The sequence below is a fragment of the Mycobacterium sp. NGS27 genome, assembly GCF_059813005.1.
This window is the reverse complement of the sequence record NZ_JCALDT010000002.1, coordinates 264879-285729: the sequence shown is the minus strand read 5'-3', so window position 1 is coordinate 285729 and position 20851 is coordinate 264879. Positions and strand designations below refer to the sequence as shown.

The window sequence follows — 20851 nt, the reverse complement described above, 5'->3', positions numbered from 1 at the left end:
GTCGGCGGGAGGCAAGCATGAAGCGCCACATCGTTTCAGGATTAGCCGGCCTGGTGATGGCCGCGGGGCTGGTCGTCGCAGCGCCGCCGGCAAGCGCCGGCTGTGTGTACGGGGGACCGGTTCTGAGCAAGTGCGACGGACCCGTCCAGCCGGACGGCACCTGGCAACGCTGTGTGACAGTCACCCAGTTCGTTCCCCATGGCGCCAGTTCCTACCTGGTGCCCGAGAATCACTGCGATCTGATGGGCCCCGACCAGCATCCGGCGGATCTCGGCTTCGCCGATCCGCCGGCGCACATCGATTGAGCTTGCCCGGCTTGGTGGCCGAGTGTTGTCGGACCTCACTGCAATGCTGGTGTCATGTCCCCGACCGCGACTGCAGCCAGCGTCGAAATGCGACCCAAGGATCGTCTCGAGGTGCTCTTCGAGGAGATGGCGGAGTTGGCCGGTCAGCGCAACGCGATTGACGGGCGCATGGTGGAGATCGTGGCCGAGATCGATCGCGACGGGCTGTGCGGGATCACCGGTGCCCGGTCGGTACCGGCGTTAGTGGCCTGGAAGCTGGGCTGCTCATCGGCAAACGCCCACACGATCGCGGCCATCGCTGGCCGGCTCGAGGAATTGCCCCGCTGTGCGGCCGGGTTGCGGGAGGGCCGGTTGTCGCTGGATCAGGTCGGGGTGATCGCCGCCCGGGGAGGGGTGGGGTCTGATGAGCATTATGCGCAGCTGGCCAGTGTCGCCACGGTCAACCAGCTGCGTACCGCGGTCAAGCTGGAACCACGACCGGCACCAGAACCGCGGCCCGAGCCCGAGCGCTCGATCCGCAAGACCTCCGATGAGGCGGGCGCCTGCTATCGGATCAGACTTGACCACTTGGATGCCGCGAAATTCGATGCGGCGCTGGCGTCGCATCGTGATGCGCTGATCACCCAATGGAAACACGACCACGGCCAGGGCAACGACGCACATGTTTCGGCCGATCAGCGGCCGCCGTTGCCGGGCACGCTCGAGGCGTTCCTGCGCCTGGTCGAGGCCGGCTGGGATGCTGAGGCGGCCCGCCGCCCGCACGGCCAGCACACCACGGTGGTGGTGCATGTCGACGTGGAAAAGCCCGCGGCGGCGTTGCATCTGGGTCCGCTCCTGTCCGACGCCGAACGCCGCTACCTGACCTGTGATGCCACTTGTGAAGCCTGGTTTCACCGCGACGGCGAAGTCATCGGCGCCGGCCGTGCGACGCGGGTGATCAGCCGGCGGCTGCGCCGCGCGCTGGAGCATCGCGACCGGATGTGCGCGGTGCCCGGCTGCGGGGCCACCCGTGGTCTGCACGCCCATCACCTCCGGCACTGGGAAGACGGCGGCCCCACCGAACTGGCCAACCTGGTGTTGCTATGCCCGTACCACCACCGGCTGCACCACCGCGGCGTCATCACCATCACCGGACCCGCCGACAACCTCAGCGTCACCGACAACTCCGGGCGACCCCTGCACCCGGGATCGCTCGCGCGCCCACCAACCCAACCTCCACCCGCGGTCGCACCCTGCCGTGGGCCCCTCGGCGAACGCGCCGACTGGTGGTGGTACACACCGTTCCAACCCCAACCACCACCGACAAGCAACTAGGTTTTGGATCGCAGCCCAAAAACGTTGGGGTGTCAAGGAACTCGTACGAGACGCCGTCCGGCCGGCATCGACCGCCGATCTAGCCCGAACCGAGTCGCGGCACGATTTCGCCGAGGCTGAAGGTCACCGGCTGTTCGAGCTGTTCGTAGGTGCACGAGCGGGGTTCGCGGTCCGGACGCCACCGATTGAACTGCGCGGTATGACGAAACCGCTGGCCTTCCATGTGGTCATAGCGGACCTCGACTACCCGCTCAGGCCGCAGCGGCACGAACGACAGGTCCTTGCCCGCGTTCCAGCGCGAGAATTCGTTCTTGCGAGGGGTCCGCTCGCCGGCTTGGTGCGCGGCCCAATTCCACGGGTGATTCTCGAAATCGGTGACGAGCGGCTGCAATTCGTCGAACAGCCGGCGCCGCTCGGCCATGGGGAACGCGCCGATCACCCCGACCGACGCGAGCTGGCCATCATCCTGATAGAGACCGAGCAACAACGAACCGATGGCTCCGGCGCCGGACTTGTGCACCCGGTAGCCGGCGACCACACAGTCGGCGGTCCGCTCGTGCTTGATCTTGAACATGATCCGCTTGTCCGGTTGGTACGTGATGTCCAGCGGCTTGGCGACCACGCCGTCGAGGCCGGCGCCCTCGAATTCGTCGAACCAGCGCTGCGCGGTGCCCAGATCGGTCGTCGCCGGTGTGACATGGATCGATGGCCCCGGGGCCGCCAACGCGTCGACCAGGGCGGCGCGCCGTTCGCCGAAGGGGCGTCGCGTGTAGTCATCGTCGCCGAGGGCGAGCAAATCGAACGCGATGAAGGACGCCGGCGTGGCCTTGGCGAGCATCTGCACCCGCGAGTCGGCCGGATGGATGCGTTGTTGCAGCGCCTCGAAATCCAGCCCGGCCCCGGTGGCGATGACGATCTCACCGTCGATCACGCAGCGCTCCGGCAGCTCGGCCCGGACCGCGGCGACCAGCTCCGGGAAATAGCGCGTCATCGGCCGCTCGTTGCGGCTGCCCAGCTCGACCTGATCGCGGTCGCGGAAACAGATCGACCTGAACCCGTCCCACTTGGGCTCATAGGACGCGTCAGGGGGAATCGAGCGCACCGACTTGGCCAGCATCGGCGACACCGGCGGCATGACAGGGAGGTCCATAGCCTGATTGTGCTGGAATCGGAGGCATGGCTGCTGCAGAAGAGCTCGACGTCGACGGCATCGCGGTGCGCCTGACCAATCCGGACAAGGTGTATTTCCCCAAACTGGGATCAAAGGGCACCAAGCGACACCTGGTGGACTACTACCGTGCCGTCGCGGGCGGTCCGATGCTCGACGCGCTGCGCGACCGGCCCACCCATCTGCAGCGCTTCCCGGACGGCGTCGACGGCGAGGAGATCTACCAGAAGCGCATCCCCCAGCACCACCCCGATTACCTGCAGACGTGTCGGGTGACGTTTCCGTCGGGGCGGACGGCTGACGCGCTGAGGGTGACCCATCCGGCGGCGGTCGTGTGGGCGGCACAGATGGGCACGGTCACCTTGCATCCGTGGCAGGTGCGCTGCCCGGACACCGACCACCCCGACGAGCTGCGCATCGACCTGGACCCGCAGCCCGGTGTCGCCTTCGAGCAGGCGCGCACCGTCGCGGTCGACGTGCTGCGGCCGTTGCTCGACGAACTCGGTCTGGTGGGATACCCGAAGACCTCGGGCGGTCGCGGCATCCACGTCTTTCTGCGGATCGCCAGCGACTGGGATTTTATCGAGGTGCGCCGCGCCGGCATCGCCCTGGCCCGCGAAGTGGAGCGCCGTGCGCCCGACGCGGTCACCACGTCCTGGTGGAAAGAAAAACGCGGCGAGCGCATCTTCATCGACTTCAACCAGAACGCCCGGGACCGCACCATGGCATCGGCGTACTCGGTGCGGCGCACCCCGATCGCGACGGTATCGATGCCGCTGACGTGGGAGGAGCTGGCCGACGCCGAACCGGACGACTACACCATGGCAACCGTGCCCGATCTGATCACGCGGCGCGATGATCCGTGGGCCGCCATGGACCATGTGGCTCAATCGATTTCGCCCTTGCTGGAAATGGCCGAGGCCGACCAGGAGCGCGGCCTTGGCGACATGCCTTATCCGCCGAACTACCCCAAGATGCCGGGCGAGCCCAAACGCGTTCAGCCCAGCCGGGATCGAGATCTCAAAGCCGAGAAGGACTAGCCGGATGTCGGTGGCGGTGCGGGCGTGTGCCGCGCTATTCGCGTTGCTGCTGCTGCCGATTTCCGGTCCGGGTGTGGCCGATGCGGAGCCGGCCATGCCCGACACGAACCGATCCGGCGCAAGAATGGTCGGCTGGGACACCTACCGCCGGTTGGACCGGTTGCCCTACTTGAACCCCGGATCGCAGACCCTGCAGGTGTCGAGCTTTGATCGCAGCGGCGGTGATTTCGATATCTCCACGGGCAATCGCAACGGCAGTGGCGGGTGCCTGGCGACGGGCGGTGCCGGCTGCGTCATCGCGGAGGATCACGGTGCGGGAGAGATCGATTCGATCTGGCTGACCCGCGACGGCGGCAACGTTCGTGCCCTTGGAAACATCCGCATCGAGCTGGACGGGCAGACCGTAGTAGATACTCCGTTGCAATCGCTGGTCGACGGAAACCTCGGTGCCCCGTTCGTGTGGCCGCTGGTGGCCAACGCCGCTCAATCGCCGGGAGGCGATTACATCAAGGTGCCGATGCCTTATCGGCGGTCGATGCGGGTCAGCGTCGCATCACATTTGGAGTACTACCACGTCGATTACCGCCAGTTTCCCGACGCCGACGGGATGAACACGTTCTCGCCAGCCGAACCCGCGTCCGACGTGCTGGACACGCTCCGGTCCGCCGGCGCAACCGACCCCAAGCCTGCGGCCGCCGGCGTCGCGCACAGCAATCGGGTCATCGATCTCCCCGCCGGCGCCGGGCAGACCATCGCCGAATCGACCGGATCGGCCAGCATCTCGGCGCTGAGGCTCCAGCTGCCCGAACCGGCGGCCCAGCAGTTGACCGGATTGCGGCTGCAAATCGAGTTCGACGGCAGGACCACGGTGGATTCGCCGCTCGGGGAGTTCTTCGGCGCCGGACTGGGCGCGAATCCCGTGCGGTCTCTGATGTTCGCGACCATCCCGGCACCCGATGGGTCGTTAGTGTTATCCGATTGGTGGCCAATGCCTTTCGCGGAGTCGGCCCGCGTCACGCTCGTCAACGCGGGGGCCGAACCGGTGACGGGGATAGCCAGCGACGTCGCCACCACCCCCGACGCGCAGTGGGCGCCCGCGCTGGCCGGCGGCCGCGCCGGCTACTTCACCGCGCGCTCACATGCCGGACCGACGACGCCCGGCCGGGACTGGGTTTTCGCCGAAGAACAGGGGCACGGAAAATTCGTCGGCGTCAGTCACACCATTCACGGCTACCGAACCAAAACGGCATTCAGTGACGATGCACCGTACTTTCTCGAAGGCGCCGAACGGGTCTACACCGACGGATCCGCGTCCCCGCAGTGGTACGGAACCGGCACCGAGGACCTCTACGAGGGTGGCTGGTACTTCAAGAACGGCACCCACTTCAGCGACCCGCTCAACGGCCAACCCGATCAACGCACGGCCACGGGCGGGTGCGCCGACTACTGCGTCTCCGTGTACCGGATCATGCTGGCCGACGCGATCGGCTATCACTCCGGGATCCGGTTCGGCATCGAGCACGGCAAGAGGAACATGGTCCAACCCGACTACAGCTCAACCGCATTCCTCTACACACAGCCGGACGCCGATGTCACCGGGGGAGACGACGTCAGCCCCGCCGACCCCATCAGCCGAGTCCTGCACGGCTACAACGATTCTGACGCAATCGATCAGCTGCTGGTCAGCGAATACGAGGGCACTCAGGACACCCTGCCCGTCGTCGGCTCGGTGCGTAGCGCCCAGGGTGCGATCACGTTTCACGTCCAGATCGATCCGGACAACCACGGCTTATTGCTGCGCCGCACATCGGATCAAGCGGCCGGCTTCCAATCGGCCGACGTTGCGGTCGACGGCGTGCCAACCGGGAACTGGCTGCAGCCGCGCAGCAACACCTTTCACCGGTGGCTCGACGACACCTACCTGGTGCCGCGGTCGGTCACCGCGGGCAAGTCGCAGGTGACGGTCAGTTTGACGCCGACCGCGGGCTCACCGCCCTGGACCGCCGGCCGCTACCGCGTCGACACACTGACGGGGCCCTCTGACTAGCGAGCGATTGCCGGCCAGTCCGATGAGCGCGCCCGCCAGCCCGCCGACCGGCGCCAGCAGCGACGGCCCGGCGAGCACGAGATAGCCGAACGTCACGCCCACCACCAGCAGGGCCTGGTGCAGGGGTGTCCATGAGGTGAGCGGGCGCATCCGGAACGACAACCCCATGCCGAGCAGCAACGCCACCACGTGGCCGACGGCGGTGAAGTCCGCGCCCGCGGCCGCCACCACCGCGGCACCCAGCCACCAGCCCGCCCAGACACCGCGCCAGCGCGCGGGAACCGCCGCCGTGAACGCGCCGAGCACGCACATCGCGCCATAACTGATCCCCACGTCACTGGCACGTGCGACCGAGGCCGGCAGCATTCCCGTTTCGATAGCGGCGACCAGCCCGACCGCGACGATCAGCGTGGCGCCGATGTGGCCGACGGCGAAGGTCAGGAGTAGTCCCCGGCCGCACCACATCAGTTCGCCCAACGCCAATAGGCAGGCGAGCCCGGGCAACCAGAAGAACAGATCACCGCCGTCGTTGACGAATGCGCTCCCGATCAAGGTGCCCAGCTGTCCGCGCCCGAGATTGTGCACGTTGGTGCTCATTCGGCTTACGGCCACCTCGTGAGCGTGTGGACCGAGCGCCGCCAGGATGAGATAGACGCCGAGCAGGGTGACCGCATAGGTGGCCGTCACCCGCACCGATGCCGCGCCGGGCACGGCACGCAGCGGCGCCTCAGTCCAACGCAGGGCGCCGTCGCGGGTGGCGGCGGCTGTCATAGGTCTACCGTGCGGGTCGCGCGGCCGTCGTGCCTCGTTCTTAACGAAGCCTTCACACCCGTGCCGCAAATCTTCACGGAGTGGACGGCCTTGTGACGTGCCCTTAAAGGGAGGTGATCGCAGCGACGGCCTCGTCGGCGGTCACGATGGCCGAGGCGTAGTTGGGCATGTTCACCTCGAGGGCGGCGCGCATTTCGGTGTCGGAGTAGTCGGCGGTGGCATCCCGGACCACGGTGACGTCATAACCGAGTTCGGCGGCGAATCGAACCGTCGCCTCGACGCAGGTGTGCGCGATCAAACCCATGACGATGACCCGCTCGATACCGTGACGCTTGAGTTGCAGGTCCAGATCGGTGTTGGCGAAACCGCTCGAACACCAATGCTCATGCGCGACGACGTCGCCCGGTTGCGGCTCGAACCCGGGACGGATCTCGCCGCCCCAACTGCCGTATTCGAAGGTCTTGCGCGACCACGCCGCTCGTTGCACGGGCGCAACGTATTTCCACGTCTCGTAGTCGCCCGGCCGGTAACGACGATGCAGCGCATAAAAGACCCGCAGGTTCGCCCCGCGGGCGGCCTCGAGCACCTGCTGCATATGGGTAACGCAATCATTGCCCTCGATGACGCCCCGCAACCGATCCCACACTTTCCCGCCCGGGGAAATGAAATCGTTGTAGGGATCGATCAGCAGAAGGCCGGTCGCCGCTTTGTCATTCGCCATCGGACCATCATCTCCCGCGGCCCGAATGATGAACTGCAGATCGTCGGCGCACCGCGGTCTTGACGGACTCGTCGCGATGCTGCTAGACATGGCCTGCGCCACGCGTTTGGGCGATCGCCCAAAGTCGATGGGTGGAGGATGTCATGGGCCGGATGGACGGCGAGGATCACCATGGTCGGCGTCTGTCGTGCATTCAATGGATCGCCGGTCCCCGCCGCTGCGCTGGACGATCTCACGGCGATCTGCCCGCCGGCAGCTGCCTGAAGTAAGGAAAGCATCGATGACCGTCACCAACGACACCGTCTACTACGACCCCTACGACGTCGACATCAATGCCAACCCCTACCCGATCTATGCGCGGCTTCGTGAAGAGGCGCCGATCTACTACAACGAGCGCTACGACTTCTGGGCCCTGTCAAGGTATTCCGACGTCGAACATGGACTGGCCGACTGGGAGACGTTCTCCAACCGGCGAAGCGACATCCTCGAGCTGGTCCAGTCGAAATTCGACATGCCCGGCGGCGTCATGATGTTTCAGGACCCGCCGGAACACTCCAGGTTGCGCGGACTGATGTCGCGAGTGTTCACCCCCCGCCGGATGGCCGCCCTCGAGGACCAGATTCGGCAATACTGCGTATGTTGCCTGGATCCGCTGGTCGGATCCAGCGGTTTCGACATCATCGCCGAGCTGGCGTCCATGATGCCGATGCGCGTGATCGGCATGCTGCTGGGAATTCCGGAATCCGAACAGATCTCGGTGCGCGACGCCAACGATGCCAACCTGCGCACCAAGCCGGGCGCACCGTTGAAGGTCGCCGACGCCGACTCCATCGCCGACGGCCGGATCTATGCCGACTATGTCGACTGGCGCTCCAAAAACCCCTCTGATGACCTGATGACGACTCTGCTCAATGTCGAATTCGATGACGAGAACGGGGTGCACCGCAAGCTGACTCGCAAAGAGGTGTTGCACTACACGCAGGTGGTCGCCGGCGCGGGCAACGAGACCACCGGCCGCCTGATCGGCTGGCTGGCCAAGGTGCTCGCCGAGCACCCCGACCAGCGCCGCGAAGTCTACGAGGACCGGTCACTGTTGACCCGTACCATCGACGAGACGCTGCGATTCGAGCCCACCGGTCCGCACGTCGCGCGTTGGATGGCAAAGGATTTCGAGTGCTACGGCACGACGGTCCCGGCGGGCAGCGCCATGCTGCTGTTGTTCGGCGCCGCCAATCGCGATCACCGCCGCTACACCGATCCGGACACCTACAACATCCGCCGCGACAACATCTCACACATCACGTTCGGAAAAGGTGTGCACTACTGCCTGGGCGCCAACCTGGCTCGCCTCGAGGGCCGCGTCGCGCTCGACGAGATCCTCAACCGGTGGCCCGAATGGGACATCGATTACGACACCGCACAATTGGCGTCGACGTCGACCGTGCGCGGCTGGGAGCGGCTGCGGGTCGTCTTGCCCTGAGTGAGGACGGGTGCGTGAAACTCGCCGAACGTGATCTCAGGGCGGAAGAATGGCCGAAATCCCGCCCCCAGTGCACGTTCGGTGACGACGCTAGCCGGCTCAGCCCTTGCGGCCGCGGCGGCCCTTCGGCTCGGGCATCTCGTACTTGTCCAGGAGCCGGTTGACCAGGGCGATGGCGGCTTGGTGGCCCCCGGAGGATCCCAGCCCTTCTTCCAGGATCAGGGTGCGGCCGATCGAGGCGATGAAGACCGCGATGGCCGCGGGCGGGAACTCGTCGGTGTCGATGTCGTGTTCGCGGATGATGAAGTTCAGCGCGGTGATCTGCTGCTCGCGCCACCGGTCCGACCACGTGGCGATCTCGGCGCGAATCTCCTTGCGGTGGTTGGCAAGTCCCATGAACTCCAGCAGTAGCCGGGTGTCCTTGGGCTCGATGAGGGTATCCCAGAAGGCGTGCAACGGCCGGTCGGACGCCAGCGCCTCCTGCTGGCGCTCCAGGTACACGGCCGCGCCGCGGCGGAAGACGGCCAGATACAGGTCGTCCATCGTGGGGAAGTAGTAGTGCACCAACGCCGGTTTGACGCCGGCCTTGGCGGCCACGCGGCGCGACGTGGCCGCGGCGTAGCCCTCCTCGAGCATGATCTGACTCGTCGCGGCCACCAGCATGTCGCGCGTCGTCGAGTCGCGCGCCTTGGGTCGTTCGGCTGCCGTCACGTTGTGGTCCTATCGCGCGGCCGGCGCGCCTGGCAGACCATGAACAGGATGCCGTCTTGGTCGAGCTCTCGCCGGTAATTCGCGTACCGATCGTGGTATTCGCTGTACCTGGTTCGCTTTGCCATGGAGCCGTCTCATTTCCGAGAAACCGTCAGCCCGCTGGTTTGGGCGATCGCCCAAACGGGGTAGCTGACATGCTTGCACCCGACATCGCGGTGGTCAAGCTTCAGGCGAGCCGACCACGGTCGCGAAGGATCGACAGTTGCCCGGTGAGCCAATCCATTTCGGCCGCGATGGGATGACCTGCGCCGCCACTAGTCAAGTTTAAGTTTCTTAACTATCGGGGATAGGCTTGGGGCATTCCATTCATAGATAGGGAAGACGCGTGACCCCCAGCTTCAAGGACGTTATTCAGTCCAAGTACTTGCTCTTGACGACGTTCACCAAGGATGGCCGTCCGAAACCGACACCGATCTGGGGCGTGCCCGACGGCGACGACATGCTCTTGGTGATCACCGACGACGGTTCGTGGAAAACCAAGCGAATCAACAACACTCCCAGGGTGACGATCGCCAAGAGCGGCGCGCTGGGCAAGCCGAAGAGCGACGAGGTCGAAGCGACAGCCAGGGTGCTACCGAAGTCGGAGACGCGACGCGTCTACAACGCCGTCCTCAAGCGGTACTGGTACCACGCGCCGTGGTTCTACGCGCACTCGATCGTCCGCGGCGGCATCGACAAGGTGCACGTCGGCCTGGAAATCAAGCCGGCCGGCTGAGACGCACAGTGCTAGCCGCCTTCGGCGCGCATCGCCGCGAAGGTGTCCGCCACCGTCTCCTTGGGATCGCGAAAGGTGATGCCGAGGTCCCGTTCGCTCGGGGAATCGTCGGACGCCGGCATCTGCGTGTAGTACTGCATGCCGGCCCAGGTGAACGGCGTTTCGAAGGGCAGGAAACGGTTCGCCCGATCCAGCACCGCGCCCGCGACGCGAAGCGCGCTGTCCGGGATCGGGACGGCGACCATCGGCGTCCCGGCAACCTCCCCGAGCAGGTTCGCGAGGTCGGCCGCGGGCACCCGATGACCGCCGGCGGTGTAGCGGCGTGGCCCGCGCCCGGGCTCGAGCAACGCCGTGTGGAGCGCGGCCAGATCGCGGACGTCGACGATCAGCCACGCGGCGCTGCGGCCGGGGATCGCGTGCATCTGCACGGCCGCCCGCACCCCCTCGCCGGCCTCACCGAATTGGTCGCCGACCGGCGGGCCGAGCACCATGCCGGGATAGGTGATGTTGACCGGCGCGCCCGCATCCTGTAACCCCCGCGCATAGATCTCGACCTGCGCCTTCGACGTCCCGTATCCGTCCGCCCCGCCCACCACCGGCAGGTCCGCGGTCAGCGTCTCCAGGTCCGGATGGAACAGCGCGGTGAAACTGGACACGTGGACGATGGGATCCAGGCCGAGCTCGACGGACTGGCCCAGCACGTTCTGAGCGCCCTGCATGTTCGTGGCGAGCATCTCGGGTGTCTGGCGCGGGTCGGTCGCGACCAGCGCGGCGCTGTGCACGACGGCGTCGCACCCCTGCAAGGCCGCGCGCACCGCGACGCGATCGATGATGTCGGCGACGGCGAAGTCCGATACGTCGACGCCCAGCTTGGCGACGGTGGTGTGCAGCTTGTCGGGGTTGCGGACCAGGAATCGCACGGAGTGCCCCGCATCGGAGATTGCCTTGGCCGTCCACCCGCCGACGAAACCGGTACCACCCGTGATCAGAACCCGCATGGGCTCATTGTGCAAGACCGCAAAATCTAGAGGTGGCTGGAGGCGAAGTTGGCGGCTTGGTTCGTCATGCCGTTGACCGGATACGATGTGTGCGCGGCGAAGTTGGTGGTGTCGGCGTTCCCGCAGATCGGATCGCCCTGCGCGCACAGTTCGAGCGTCTTCGGCTGATACAGCGGCCCGATGGTCAGCGGCGGCGCGTTGTACTTCTGCAGGAACTGGCCCGATGGGGTGCCGAATAATGTCACGGCGGCGACGTGCTTCGCGACGTCCGGCGGCATCGGTGCGGGCACGGTGGAGGCGGGCACGCCCGCGGGCACGGCGGCCGAGGTGGTGTAGCCCGCCACCGCCGCGCCCTGCGAGTAGCCGCCGAGCACCTCTTTGGTATTAGGGCAATTCGCCGCCATCGATTCGAGGTGCGAACTGGCGTCCCGGATGCCGTCGATCACAGTGAGCGGGAAGTCAGGGCTGGAAAAGTCAGTGCTGGCAGGGTAATTGACTGGATACACGGTCAGTGATCTGCCGCCGACCTGCGAGCGCAACGCGTCGATGAACGGCCGACCGATCCCGCCGACACCGGGCGCTTCCCCGGATCCCCGGGCGAAGACGACTTCGACGTCGGGACACGGCTCGGCCGCCGCGGACGCGGCGGGCGCGCTCGCCACGAACGCACCCGCCAGCGCCGCGGCCGACATGGCCGATAGCTTGCGGATGTTCACTACTTCTTGAAGGCGTCCTTCACCTTTTCGCCGGCGTCCTTCAGGCTGGACTTCGCCTGGTCCGCCCTGCCCTCGTCCCTGGTGTCGTGGTCGCCGGTCGCCTTGCCGATGGCTTCCTTCGCGCGGCCCCCGAGGTCCTCGATCTTGTTCTTCAGCTTGTCTTCGTTGCTCATGGCGTGCTGGCTACCCCTCAACAGGAGATATCGAAACCCCCGCCCTGTCATCATGGACGGGTGAGCACCGCGATCGTGGTGGCAGTAGTGGTGGTGTTGATGCTGCTCGGCATCGGCATGGTGGTCAATCAGCTGCTGCGGCTGAGGCGGTATCTGGGGGACTCACCCACCGAAGAAGGCCGCGGTTCGAAACCCGAGCCACCGGACGACTGATAGCTTCAAGCTCGTGAACGCTCGAGGCGTCGCGACGCGGTGACGCCGTCGACTCTGCTGGTCACCGACGCTGGTTTGCCACGCGGTGTGTCCGGTGCTGCCGACCCTCGTTTCGCGAGCGCCATCAGACTGTTCTCCCAGCTGTTTCCCGGTCGCCGGTTCGGCGGGGGAGCGCTGAGCGTCTACGTCGACGGAATTCCCGTCGTGGACGTCTGGACCGGCTGGTCGGACCGGGCCGGCACCCAGCGCTGGACGGCGGACACCGGCGCCATGGTGTTCTCGGCGACCAAAGGGGTCGCCTCCACGGTGATTCACCGGCTCGCCGACCGCGGCCTGCTCTCCTATGACGCGCCCGTCGCCGACTACTGGCCCGACTTCGCCGCCAACGGGAAGGCCGAGATCACGGTCCGCGACGTCCTGCGGCACCGGTCCGGGCTGTCACACCTGCGCGGGGTCAGCAAGACGGAACTGATGGACCACCTCCTCATGGAGGAGCGGCTGGCGGCGGCGCCGGTCGATCACCTGCGCGGTGTGCAGGCCTACCACGCGCTCACCTACGGGTGGTTGCTGTCCGGTCTGGCCAGGGCGGTGACCGGCAAGGGCATGCGCGAGCTGATCCGCCAGGAGGTGGCGCGTCCGCTCAACACCGACGGGTTGCACCTGGGGCGCCCACCGCAAGGCTCACCGACCACGGCGGCCCAGATCCTGATACCGCAGGGCAGGCTGCGCGCACCGGTATTCAGCTTCATCGCGCCGCGGGTGGCCGGCCTGCCGTTCTCCGGCGCGCTGGGCGCGATGTACTTCCCCGGCGTCATCTCCCTGATCAAAGGCGACACCCCGTTCCTGGACGGCGAGATCCCCGCCGCCAACGGCGTGGTCACCGGTCGGGGCCTCGCCAAGATGTTCGCTGTCCTGGCCAACGACGGCCGCATCGACGGAAAGAAGTTCCTCTCCGAGGACCTGACCCGCGGGCTGGCCGGGCAGGCGCGCCGCAAGTGGCCCGACGCGAACATGGTGGTGCCCATGCCTTTTCACCTGGGCTACCACGAGTCGCCGGTTCCCGGTTTGCTCCGCGGTTTCGGTCACGTCGGCCTGGGCGGAACACTCGGCTGGGCCGACCCAGAGACGGGCAGCGCCTTCGGGTTCGTCCACAACCGGCTGTTGACGCCGCTGCTGTTCGACATGGGATCCTTTGCGGGCCTTGCCCGTCCGCTGCGCAACGCCATCGAGGCGGTCCGTGACCAAGGCCCGCTCGCGGTGCCGTCCCTGGGCGCCCGCTACGCCAAACCCGCTCGGCGACGGGCGAATGTCGGCGAGGCCATGGCGGCGGGCGAGGGCTGAACCGGGCTATCCGACGTAGGCGTTGCCGCGCGGCAGTGTCAGCGGAAGATCGGCGTAGGTGGCGATTCCCGGCGCCGCGGCGACGACGGCGGCGATCCCGTTGATGGCGGGCACCGCCGTCATGATGTGTCCGAGGTCCATGAATTCCTCGAGCGTGGTGGCCTCGAAGTACGGCGGCGGCAGGAAGCCGACCTTGGTGGTGACCGTGGGCTGGCCGTCGACCTGGATGACCCAGCCGTCCTGCTCGATCTTCCAGTCGGGTTCCAGGGTCTGCCCCTTCCTCCACCGGACGTTGAGGTCGATCAGGACCTTGCCGTTGACGATGCCCTGCCAGCTGATGTAGGTCCCCGCGACGTGTCCCGCGGGGATGGTCCAGGAAGCCATGACCAGGTCCTCGGTGGTCTGGGCGAACTCGGCGACACAGCGCACCTCGTCCAGCTCGATTCCGAGCGCGTCGCCCACCAGCCGGACGGCCTCGCCGAAAATGGCCGTGCCCTTCGCGGCCATCGCCGGCAGGTCGGGATGGTCGATCGGCTGGCCGAAGCCGACGGGCTTCTCGGTCTCCGGCGAGTCATAGAAGGTGGTGTCGGCGGCCTCGTTGACGGTGACCTTGTCGATCCGGTTGCACACCATGGCCGACACGATGGCCAACAGTTCGGCGAAGCCCGGGCTGACACCCGAGCCGAAGATGGTGGAACCGCCCTTGTCGCAGGCCTCCAAGATACGGTCACGGCCGTCGCCGAGGTTGTGTCCGGTGATGAACGAGGCGGTGGTCACCACGTTGACGCCGGCGGACAGGATGCGGACAAGCTCGTCGACGTTGATCCACATCGGGTTGTAGACCACACAGTCCGGCTTGAGCGCCAGCAGCTCGTCGATGTCGTTGGTCGCCTTGATGCCGAGCGGCTCGATGCCGACGAGTTCGCCGGCGTCGCGGCCGGCCTTCTCCGGTGACCAGGCGTAGCAGCCGACCAATTCCAGCGTGGGGTTGGTGACGATCGATTTCAGTGAGCTCTTGCCGACGTTTCCGGTGTTCCACTGAACGACGCGATAGGTGTTTGGCACTCGCTCAGCATAGGGAATGAGCGGGGTTCTTAGTAGACCTAATAGGCAGATTCCGACGCCAGAATCTCGGCCAGGAACGCGTCTCGCGGCGGCAGGTCCTGGCGCGCCCGCGCCCACCGGCGCGCCCGCTCCCGCATTTCGGCGGCTTCGGCTGTTTCGGCGCCGACGACCACCGATGTCGTCGACCAATCGTGGTCCCATGCCGCCGACTCCGTCAGGGCGCGCCGCTGGGCGTCTTTCAGCGCAAGGGTGGCGCGCCCGGTCGCGTCCAGGGTGCCGGTGCCGTCGATGGGCGCCGAGCGCAGCCGCACCGGTAGGCCGGTTGCCGGGTCCGGCCCGATGACGGCCGCCTGCACGACGGCGACCACCCCCGTGCCGCCGGACTCGATGCTCCAGTCGACGGTGCTCTCGGCGGCGTCGAAGATCGCGGGGGGAACCCCGCTCCAGGCGATGGACGCGACGCCCCGTGCTATCACGCCCGCGCCGCGCGGACCCGCGCCGGCACCGGCGGCCAGCGCGTAATCGTCGCGACGATCGCTCGGCGGGGCAATGATCACGTCCGTATCATCAACTGCCGCAATCAATTCGGACCACCGATCGCCGTCCGCGCCGAATTCGTCGGCGAGCCCGGCACCGGCACGTACCAGGTCGACGATCCGTGAATCATCGCTGCGGACATGGCCTATCAGCGCGGCGGCGTGCGGCGCCAGCAGCTGCGCCACATCGGAGTCCAGGGTGTCGTCGGGAAAGAAGCTCTGCGCCCCGGCGGTCAACAGCGCGACCTCGGTATCGAGCAGCGCGCGGTCCAGGCCGGCGATGCCGTCCTGCCTGCTGGCCGGCCACCACCGGCGCAGCCAATGCCCGATGGCCAGCCTGCGCAGCGGGGCGATCGAGCCCGGCACCAGCTCGACGCCGGTGAGCTCGATGCTGTGGGGGCGCCCGGTCGTGTGGTTCATGGCCGACACCAGCGCGACATGGCCGGCCTCGCCGAAGATCCGCCACAACCAGTCCGCGCGCGACACATCGGTGAACGTGATGTGCGGAGCCGCATCGTCGGGATCGTCCACCGACCAGGACAGCACCGCGCCGCTGACTTCGAGCAGCGCGACCAGTGGCGTCGCGACGGGCGCATCGACGGGCCAGGTGCTCCAAAGCCCGGCATCAGCAACAAGTCTCATCCGGCCACCTGCAATTCCAGCATCGATTTGATTCGTTGCCGGTGGTCGAGGCTCACCGAGCGCGCCACCCCGTCGAGCAGTGCGCGCACGTCGTCGACGTCGGCACAGGGTTCCTGCCAGACGTCGCGACCATGCAGCCGGGCCCACAGCCGGCTCAGGTACGGCTGCGCGTAGGCGCCCAGGTCGTCGACCACCTGTTGTTGGCGCGGATGAATCGGTCCGTTGTCGGCCAGATAGCGCCGGGCGTGTAACACGTAGGCTTCCTTGCGAAGTCGTGCCTGAATCTGGGTCGCCAAGTCATAGCGGCAAGAAGCGGATGGGTCCAGCGGAGCCAGCTGCACCGCGACCTCGATGCCGGCCACCAAAGTGGCTTGTTTGTCTTCGGCCAGCAGCCCCCACGGCGCGCAGGCCCGGTCGACTTCTTCCTCGCACAGCAACGGGATTTCGGGCAGCGCGTCGCGATCCAGGGCGCGGCGCAGGGTCGCGCGCACGCGGTCCACGATGCTGCGGTCCAGCGGGCGGTCCCCATCCGTACCCCGGGAGATCGCCGGAGGACGCTGCGGCGCAATCGAACTCAAGCCCAGCTCGACGATCGACCATGGCAGCCGCGTCGTGTCGGTGCGGGCCAGCGCACCCATGTTATACGGGGTGGTGCCGGCGATCATCGCCGACCAGACGCGCTGACGTGCCGCCGCGGCGCCATGGCTGCCGGCCGCGCCCAACACCGTGTCGAGCTCGCCCCGCAACGAGTCGACGACGGCCTCGCCCGCCCGCACGTCGCGCCAACTGCGTTCCAACTGCTTGGCCAGCCTGGCAACGACCTCGGCGTCCGCCACGTATCGGTGCAGCACCTCGATCGCGGTGCGATCGCGATCCCGGTGGATGTCACCGAGCACCGCCGCCGCCGTCGCGTAATCATGCGGCGTCGGTGCGCCTTTCGTGACGGCGAGCTCGAAGCAGACCGGAAAGTACAATTCCTGGGCGTTCCCGCTGCGTATCCGCTGCCGGCGGCGCTCCAGTTTGAGCGCCTCGAACCAGGCTGCGGCCGAGCGTAATTCGGAACCACTGCCGACGATGAGGTCGTGCATGGCGCGTGCCGTCTCGCGCGTCACGACCGGGGCCGAATACGCCGGATTGCCGCGCAGTCGCAGCACCAATGGGTCGATGATGCGTTTGACGGTCCGGCTCAGCGGACCCCCGTCGTCGGCGCTGAAAGCCTCCACACCCGGACCGATGGCGCGCCAGGCCGCCTCGATAACCAACCGCCGCGGCTGGCCCACCGCCTCACCCCCCACGGCGGTCGCTACCTGCGGTTCGGCGCTCATCAGCACAGAATAGGGCCATCGCAAAGTTTGCGGCAGCCACAAAGTTGGGTTCGGTAGCCGGTATTCGGCAGCACCCTGGTCGCATGAACAAGCTGTCGGGTGAATGGTTCGGGTCCCGCCGTCGCGGGGATGCGGGAAACCGTACCGTCGGGGTCGGCACCGTGCGCAAGGTCAAACGTCAGGCGTTCATCGAGGTGGTGGCCGTCTCGGGTGAGACGTTCATCGGCAAGCTGGCGCGACGCGAGGGTGGTCGCGACCTATCCATGCTGCGGCCGGGCCTGCTCGTGCTGGTGGCCTTCGATCCGACGGCACGCGAGGAGCTTTCGCTGCCCGACGATGTGCTGGCCGTCCACGCGGCCTGGGTGGCGTCGCTGTGAGCGTCAGCGGGCGCCGTCAACCGCGAACGTGACCAGGGCGGCCCAATACAGCGGGCTGGCGCTGACATCACCGCCGCGCCAGCGCCGCAGCTGTTCCCGCTGCCAACGGTTCACCTCGCATCCCGCCTCCGGCGCGACATCGTGCGAAGCGTCCACCGCGGCCACCAGATCCGCCATCGGGTCGGCCTGCTGCGCGCCCAGCGCATCGCGCGACTCAAATTGCCGATACGCGGCCGTCGTCGGCAGCGACCACAAGGTGGCGGTCACCAACTGCGCGCCGTTGAGGATCATCGCCGCCACCACCCCGGTCGCCTCATCGAATTGATAGTCACCCCCCGAGCCGCACGCCAGCAGCGCCACGCGCGGCGGCATCGGCAATCGAAGGGCCATCAGATCCGAGGCGGTCAGCGGGCGGTGATCGCCGATTGTGTTGGCATCCCCGGGGATAGCCGCCGTGTCGGCCAGGTGAAGGGCCGCCCGGTCCGCCCGAGTTCCCCCGTCGTGTTGTTCGGTCGCCGAACTCGCGTGCCCGACATAGAGCAGCCGGCAAGGGGTTTGAGCGAGCAGGCCGGCCAGCCAGGCGCGATCGGCATCTTGGCGACGGAACAGGTCGACCACGGTGTCGGCATGCGGCAGGACGGGACGCCGTTCGAGGAGTTCGGCGAAGTGCCGCGCCAGCGGCGTGTGCGGCGATGGCCTGCCCAGCACCGAGCCGAGCGCGGAGTCCGGTCGCTGCCCCGGCACCCGTGGGTCGAGAACCAGCAGCGGTGGCCCGCCGCGCCGGGCGTCCCAGCCGGCGGGCGTGCGCGGCGAGTGCACGATGTTGGGCGGCACCGCCATCAGCACGTCGACCAACTCCATCAGCCGATGGCCGTCGGTCAACTCGTCGATGTTGTCCAGCCGCCAAGGGATTTGGGCCGCGGCGCGGCCGCTCGCGGTGATCGCGTCCTGGCGCGCACGCACCAGTTCCTCTTTGCTGGGGCCCGATTTCGGAATCGCCAGCAGTCCCCAGGGCACTCGCGCCAGCCGCGCGCTGGGCGAGACGAACAGCACCGCCCGGGGCGAGGTCATGCATTCGGCCAACAGCTGCCACCCGGGCGCACCGATCAGCAGCACGCCGAGGATGTAGGCGACGGTGAGTTCGGTGTCCGGCTTGGCGAATGGTCCGGTGGTCAGCGCGCGCTCGATGGCGTCACGCCGGGTTTCGTCACCGTGCGGCTCGGGCAGGGCGGCGCTGAGTTCTTGCAGCGCGGCCAGCAGCAGCGGCTCTTCCAGCACCCACGTGACGGTTCTCGACGGCTGACCGACGATCTGGAGGCTGGCGTACGTCGCGATCCCGAGGTCGGCGTAGCGCAGCGTCAATGTCGGCCGGTCGGGCTCACTCACGGCCACGTGCACCAAGCGGGCTCGGCCGCGGTGACCTCGCGCCCGTAGCGCTGCAATGCCAGGGCGCGGTAGTGGCTCAGGATCGGCGCCTCCCCGGGTTGCATCCGCAAGGGCGGCAACGCTCCTAGCCTGGTCAACGAGGCGCCCGCCGCGACGGATGGGCCGGCGGCGGACAGGGCGGCGGGCTCGGCGTCGGCGTCGACGGGCACCGACGCGAGGGCCGTCGAGGCCCATTCGCCGAGTCGCGGACGTTGCAGACCCTCGAAAGTTCCACGCGCACTGTGGTATTCGACGAGCTCACTGATCAGCGTGGTGTTCTCCCACTCCCAGGCCACGGCGAAGGCGCCGGCCAGGATGGGCGCCGAAATGCCGGTGGCCCAGCGGGCCCTCGCGTCGGCGTCGGCGATCGAATACCGCACCGAGTCGACGGCCAGCGCGGCCGGCACCTTGAGCTCGGCGGCCTGCTCGAGCTTGGCCATCCCGCGCCAGTACTCCGGTGTGCCGACCTCGCCGCGCAGGACGCCGAGGCCCTCGGCCTGGCGCGCCTCCGTTTCCTGCAGCGTCTCATCGGGATCGCCCGAGCTGTCGAAGCCGAGATCCGCCAACGCATCCGCGCGCCAGACCGTGCCGAGATGATTGTCGAGCTGGGCGTATTGCAGCCAGCTGCTGCGCGGCGAGGAGTCCAGCAGCTCCCGCGCCTGCGCGATCAGCTCGACCGCGTCCGAGAAGTGGCTCCAGAAGATGGCGATCCAGCTGCGCTGCAACAGGATGCGGTGCAGGGGCAGTGGTTTTCCCAACTCCCGCCAGTGCCGCTCGGCGTGTTCCCAGCATTCGTCGGCGGCCTCCAGTGCGCCGGCTGCCAGCCGAGTGAGTCCCATGTACAGCCAGCACCGGGCGACGTCGTGGGCCCGGTCATGACGGGCGATGACGGGATAGGCCTGTCCCACCAGCTCCTCGGTGCCGGCGTGGTCGTTCGCCCCCCAGCGCGCCGCGGCGCGCTCCAATTGCGCTCTGGCCGTGGCCAATTCCCAGCCGTTGGTTCGCGCGCGCGCTTCGGCGCGGCGCAGCCACGGCTCCGCTTCTGACAACCGACCGGTTTCCACGCAGAACCTGCCGTACCCGGTCGCGGCGGCGACCCACAGATAGTCGGACCGCTCAGCGCCGCCGCCAGTGTGCTCGAGGCCGTCAAGAACGTTCTGCCACAATGGGACCGACCGGACATGCAGGTCGTCGTCGCACAGCGCGGTGGCGCACAGGACATGCGCCAGGGTGCACAGGTACCGGTGTTCGTCGGTGAGTTCACCGGGCTCCGAACCGGAGTCGTTGTCGCCCAAGCGCCCCAGCTCCGCCGCCGCGCCATCGTGGTCGCCCAGCGCCGCGGCCAGACCGGTCTGCAGGAACTGGGCGCGCCGCGAGTAGCGGCGGATCATCAGTGTGATCTCGGCGCCGGACAGCCGCACCCGTTCATCGCCGGCGACGATGCCGGCGTAGATCGCCACGCAGTCCCGGATGCGGCGGACGGATTCGCGGACCCCGTCGTAGGCTCCGCGCGCGAGATAGATCTCCCCAAGCTGCGCAAGGGCTTCCACCATGAAGTCGTCTCGATCCTCCCGCTCGATCCTCGGAATCAGCGAGAGCAGCAGATCCCGCGCACCGGCCTCATCGGCGGCGAGCGCCATACGACGCGCCTTCGCCAATTCGTCCGAGATCGACACGGCTGCATCATAAGTCCGGGGGCGGCGTCTGG

Annotated in this window: 21 protein-coding genes; 9 read left to right on the top strand and 12 right to left on the bottom strand. The window is 67.5% G+C overall.

The window, feature by feature from the left end; translation table 11 throughout:
* The first annotated feature begins 17 nt into the window (after window positions 1–17).
* The gene (locus AC5Y30_RS05945; protein WP_499917179.1) at window positions 18–305 is read left to right on the top strand and encodes a CDGP domain-containing protein; all 288 of its coding nucleotides are present in this window, start codon (window positions 18–20) and stop codon (window positions 303–305) included.
* A gap of 54 nt (window positions 306–359) precedes the next feature.
* Window positions 360–1619, top strand: coding sequence for an HNH endonuclease signature motif containing protein (locus AC5Y30_RS05940; protein ID WP_499917178.1), 1260 nt, complete (start codon window positions 360–362; stop codon window positions 1617–1619).
* 79 nt (window positions 1620–1698) lie between these two features.
* On the opposite strand, the gene AC5Y30_RS05935 is transcribed toward AC5Y30_RS05940, so the two are convergent.
* Window positions 1699–2769, bottom strand: coding sequence for an ATP-dependent DNA ligase (locus tag AC5Y30_RS05935; RefSeq protein ID WP_499917177.1), 1071 nt, complete (start codon window positions 2767–2769; stop codon window positions 1699–1701).
* Window positions 2770–2795: 26 nt separating this feature from the next.
* Between AC5Y30_RS05935 and ligD the strand changes: the two genes are divergently transcribed.
* Window positions 2796–3827 carry a non-homologous end-joining DNA ligase gene (ligD, locus tag AC5Y30_RS05930; protein WP_499917176.1) on the top strand — a complete coding sequence of 344 codons (1032 nt, stop codon included), beginning with the start codon at window positions 2796–2798 and terminating at the stop codon, window positions 3825–3827.
* Window positions 3828–3921: 94 nt separating this feature from the next.
* On the top strand, window positions 3922–5874 hold the full coding sequence (locus AC5Y30_RS05925; protein ID WP_499917649.1) for a glycoside hydrolase family 172 protein: 1953 nt from the start codon (window positions 3922–3924) through the stop codon (window positions 5872–5874).
* On the opposite strand, the gene AC5Y30_RS05920 is transcribed toward AC5Y30_RS05925, so the two are convergent.
* Entirely contained in the window at window positions 5815–6645 is an 831-nt protein-coding gene (locus AC5Y30_RS05920) for a rhomboid-like protein (protein WP_499917175.1), read from the bottom strand. The two genes, AC5Y30_RS05925 and AC5Y30_RS05920, sit on opposite strands and share 60 nt — an antisense overlap.
* A gap of 103 nt (window positions 6646–6748) precedes the next feature.
* Window positions 6749–7366 (bottom strand): cysteine hydrolase family protein, encoded by a 618-nt coding sequence (locus AC5Y30_RS05915; protein ID WP_499917174.1) that lies wholly within the window; start codon window positions 7364–7366, stop codon window positions 6749–6751.
* Window positions 7367–7646: 280 nt separating this feature from the next.
* Between AC5Y30_RS05915 and AC5Y30_RS05910 the strand changes: the two genes are divergently transcribed.
* Window positions 7647–8846, top strand: coding sequence for a cytochrome P450 (locus AC5Y30_RS05910; protein WP_499917173.1), 1200 nt, complete (start codon window positions 7647–7649; stop codon window positions 8844–8846).
* 99 nt (window positions 8847–8945) lie between these two features.
* Here AC5Y30_RS05910 and AC5Y30_RS05905 read toward each other — a convergent pair whose 3' ends face one another.
* The gene (locus AC5Y30_RS05905) at window positions 8946–9509 is read right to left on the bottom strand and encodes a TetR/AcrR family transcriptional regulator (RefSeq protein ID WP_499917648.1); all 564 of its coding nucleotides are present in this window, start codon (window positions 9507–9509) and stop codon (window positions 8946–8948) included.
* A 433-nt stretch (window positions 9510–9942) separates the two neighbouring features.
* Here AC5Y30_RS05905 and AC5Y30_RS05900 point away from each other — a divergent pair, with 433 nt between their 5' ends.
* Window positions 9943–10332: a PPOX class F420-dependent oxidoreductase gene (locus AC5Y30_RS05900; RefSeq protein ID WP_499917172.1), complete on the top strand. Its 390-nt coding sequence runs from the start codon at window positions 9943–9945 to the stop codon at window positions 10330–10332.
* Window positions 10333–10343: 11 nt separating this feature from the next.
* On the opposite strand, the gene AC5Y30_RS05895 is transcribed toward AC5Y30_RS05900, so the two are convergent.
* From AC5Y30_RS05895 to AC5Y30_RS05885, 3 genes are read right to left on the bottom strand one after another with little or no spacing between them, the layout of a single operon-like run.
* Window positions 10344–11330, bottom strand: a complete 987-nt coding sequence (locus tag AC5Y30_RS05895) for an NAD-dependent epimerase/dehydratase family protein (RefSeq protein WP_499917171.1) — start codon at window positions 11328–11330, stop codon at window positions 10344–10346.
* 26 nt (window positions 11331–11356) lie between these two features.
* Window positions 11357–12022 carry a cutinase family protein gene (locus AC5Y30_RS05890; RefSeq protein WP_499917170.1) on the bottom strand — a complete coding sequence of 222 codons (666 nt, stop codon included), beginning with the start codon at window positions 12020–12022 and terminating at the stop codon, window positions 11357–11359.
* A gap of 23 nt (window positions 12023–12045) precedes the next feature.
* The gene (locus AC5Y30_RS05885) at window positions 12046–12219 is read right to left on the bottom strand and encodes a CsbD family protein (RefSeq protein ID WP_046182002.1); all 174 of its coding nucleotides are present in this window, start codon (window positions 12217–12219) and stop codon (window positions 12046–12048) included.
* 60 nt (window positions 12220–12279) lie between these two features.
* Here AC5Y30_RS05885 and AC5Y30_RS05880 point away from each other — a divergent pair, with 60 nt between their 5' ends.
* Window positions 12280–12432, top strand: coding sequence for a hypothetical protein (locus AC5Y30_RS05880; RefSeq protein WP_499917694.1), 153 nt, complete (start codon window positions 12280–12282; stop codon window positions 12430–12432).
* Window positions 12433–12471: 39 nt separating this feature from the next.
* Window positions 12472–13773: an esterase/beta-lactamase LipL gene (gene lipL / locus AC5Y30_RS05875; protein WP_499917169.1), complete on the top strand. Its 1302-nt coding sequence runs from the start codon at window positions 12472–12474 to the stop codon at window positions 13771–13773.
* Window positions 13774–13779: 6 nt separating this feature from the next.
* Here lipL and AC5Y30_RS05870 read toward each other — a convergent pair whose 3' ends face one another.
* The 3 genes from AC5Y30_RS05870 to AC5Y30_RS05860 are packed head-to-tail and all read right to left on the bottom strand — an operon-like array spanning window position 13780 to window position 17341.
* Window positions 13780–14838, bottom strand: coding sequence for an NAD(P)H-dependent amine dehydrogenase family protein (locus AC5Y30_RS05870; protein WP_499917168.1), 1059 nt, complete (start codon window positions 14836–14838; stop codon window positions 13780–13782).
* A gap of 38 nt (window positions 14839–14876) precedes the next feature.
* A complete protein-coding gene (locus AC5Y30_RS05865; protein WP_499917167.1) occupies window positions 14877–16016 on the bottom strand; it encodes a hypothetical protein in 1140 nt (379 codons plus the stop codon).
* Window positions 16013–17341 carry a hypothetical protein gene (locus tag AC5Y30_RS05860; RefSeq protein WP_499917166.1) on the bottom strand — a complete coding sequence of 443 codons (1329 nt, stop codon included), beginning with the start codon at window positions 17339–17341 and terminating at the stop codon, window positions 16013–16015. The genes AC5Y30_RS05865 and AC5Y30_RS05860 overlap by 4 nt, the downstream gene beginning before the upstream one ends.
* Before the next feature lie 44 nt (window positions 17342–17385).
* Here AC5Y30_RS05860 and AC5Y30_RS05855 point away from each other — a divergent pair, with 44 nt between their 5' ends.
* Window positions 17386–17718 (top strand): hypothetical protein, encoded by a 333-nt coding sequence (locus AC5Y30_RS05855; RefSeq protein ID WP_499917165.1) that lies wholly within the window; start codon window positions 17386–17388, stop codon window positions 17716–17718.
* Window positions 17719–17721: 3 nt separating this feature from the next.
* On the opposite strand, the gene AC5Y30_RS05850 is transcribed toward AC5Y30_RS05855, so the two are convergent.
* Window positions 17722–19104, bottom strand: a complete 1383-nt coding sequence (locus AC5Y30_RS05850) for a CHAT domain-containing protein (RefSeq protein ID WP_499917164.1) — start codon at window positions 19102–19104, stop codon at window positions 17722–17724.
* A complete protein-coding gene (locus AC5Y30_RS05845) occupies window positions 19101–20819 on the bottom strand; it encodes a hypothetical protein (protein ID WP_499917163.1) in 1719 nt (572 codons plus the stop codon). The genes AC5Y30_RS05850 and AC5Y30_RS05845 overlap by 4 nt, the downstream gene beginning before the upstream one ends.
* Window positions 20820–20851 lie beyond the last annotated feature (32 nt).

Excerpts from the sequence above, each read along its gene's own strand:
- AC5Y30_RS05945 (WP_499917179.1), top strand. The coding sequence starts at position 18 with ATGAAGCGCCACATCGTTTCAGGATTAGCCGGCCTGGTGATGGCCGCG.
- AC5Y30_RS05940 (WP_499917178.1), top strand. The coding sequence starts at position 360 with ATGTCCCCGACCGCGACTGCAGCCAGCGTCGAAATGCGACCCAAGGAT.
- AC5Y30_RS05935 (WP_499917177.1), bottom strand. The coding sequence starts at position 2,769 with ATGGACCTCCCTGTCATGCCGCCGGTGTCGCCGATGCTGGCCAAGTCG.
- ligD (WP_499917176.1), top strand. The coding sequence starts at position 2,796 with ATGGCTGCTGCAGAAGAGCTCGACGTCGACGGCATCGCGGTGCGCCTG.
- AC5Y30_RS05925 (WP_499917649.1), top strand. The coding sequence starts at position 3,922 with ATGCCCGACACGAACCGATCCGGCGCAAGAATGGTCGGCTGGGACACC.
- AC5Y30_RS05920 (WP_499917175.1), bottom strand. The coding sequence starts at position 6,645 with ATGACAGCCGCCGCCACCCGCGACGGCGCCCTGCGTTGGACTGAGGCG.
- AC5Y30_RS05915 (WP_499917174.1), bottom strand. The coding sequence starts at position 7,366 with ATGGCGAATGACAAAGCGGCGACCGGCCTTCTGCTGATCGATCCCTAC.
- AC5Y30_RS05910 (WP_499917173.1), top strand. The coding sequence starts at position 7,647 with ATGACCGTCACCAACGACACCGTCTACTACGACCCCTACGACGTCGAC.
- AC5Y30_RS05905 (WP_499917648.1), bottom strand. The coding sequence starts at position 9,509 with ATGCTGGTGGCCGCGACGAGTCAGATCATGCTCGAGGAGGGCTACGCC.
- AC5Y30_RS05895 (WP_499917171.1), bottom strand. The coding sequence starts at position 11,330 with ATGCGGGTTCTGATCACGGGTGGTACCGGTTTCGTCGGCGGGTGGACG.
- AC5Y30_RS05890 (WP_499917170.1), bottom strand. The coding sequence starts at position 12,022 with ATGTCGGCCGCGGCGCTGGCGGGTGCGTTCGTGGCGAGCGCGCCCGCC.
- AC5Y30_RS05885 (WP_046182002.1), bottom strand. The coding sequence starts at position 12,219 with ATGAGCAACGAAGACAAGCTGAAGAACAAGATCGAGGACCTCGGGGGC.
- AC5Y30_RS05865 (WP_499917167.1), bottom strand. The coding sequence starts at position 16,016 with ATGAGACTTGTTGCTGATGCCGGGCTTTGGAGCACCTGGCCCGTCGAT.
- AC5Y30_RS05860 (WP_499917166.1), bottom strand. The coding sequence starts at position 17,341 with ATGAGCGCCGAACCGCAGGTAGCGACCGCCGTGGGGGGTGAGGCGGTG.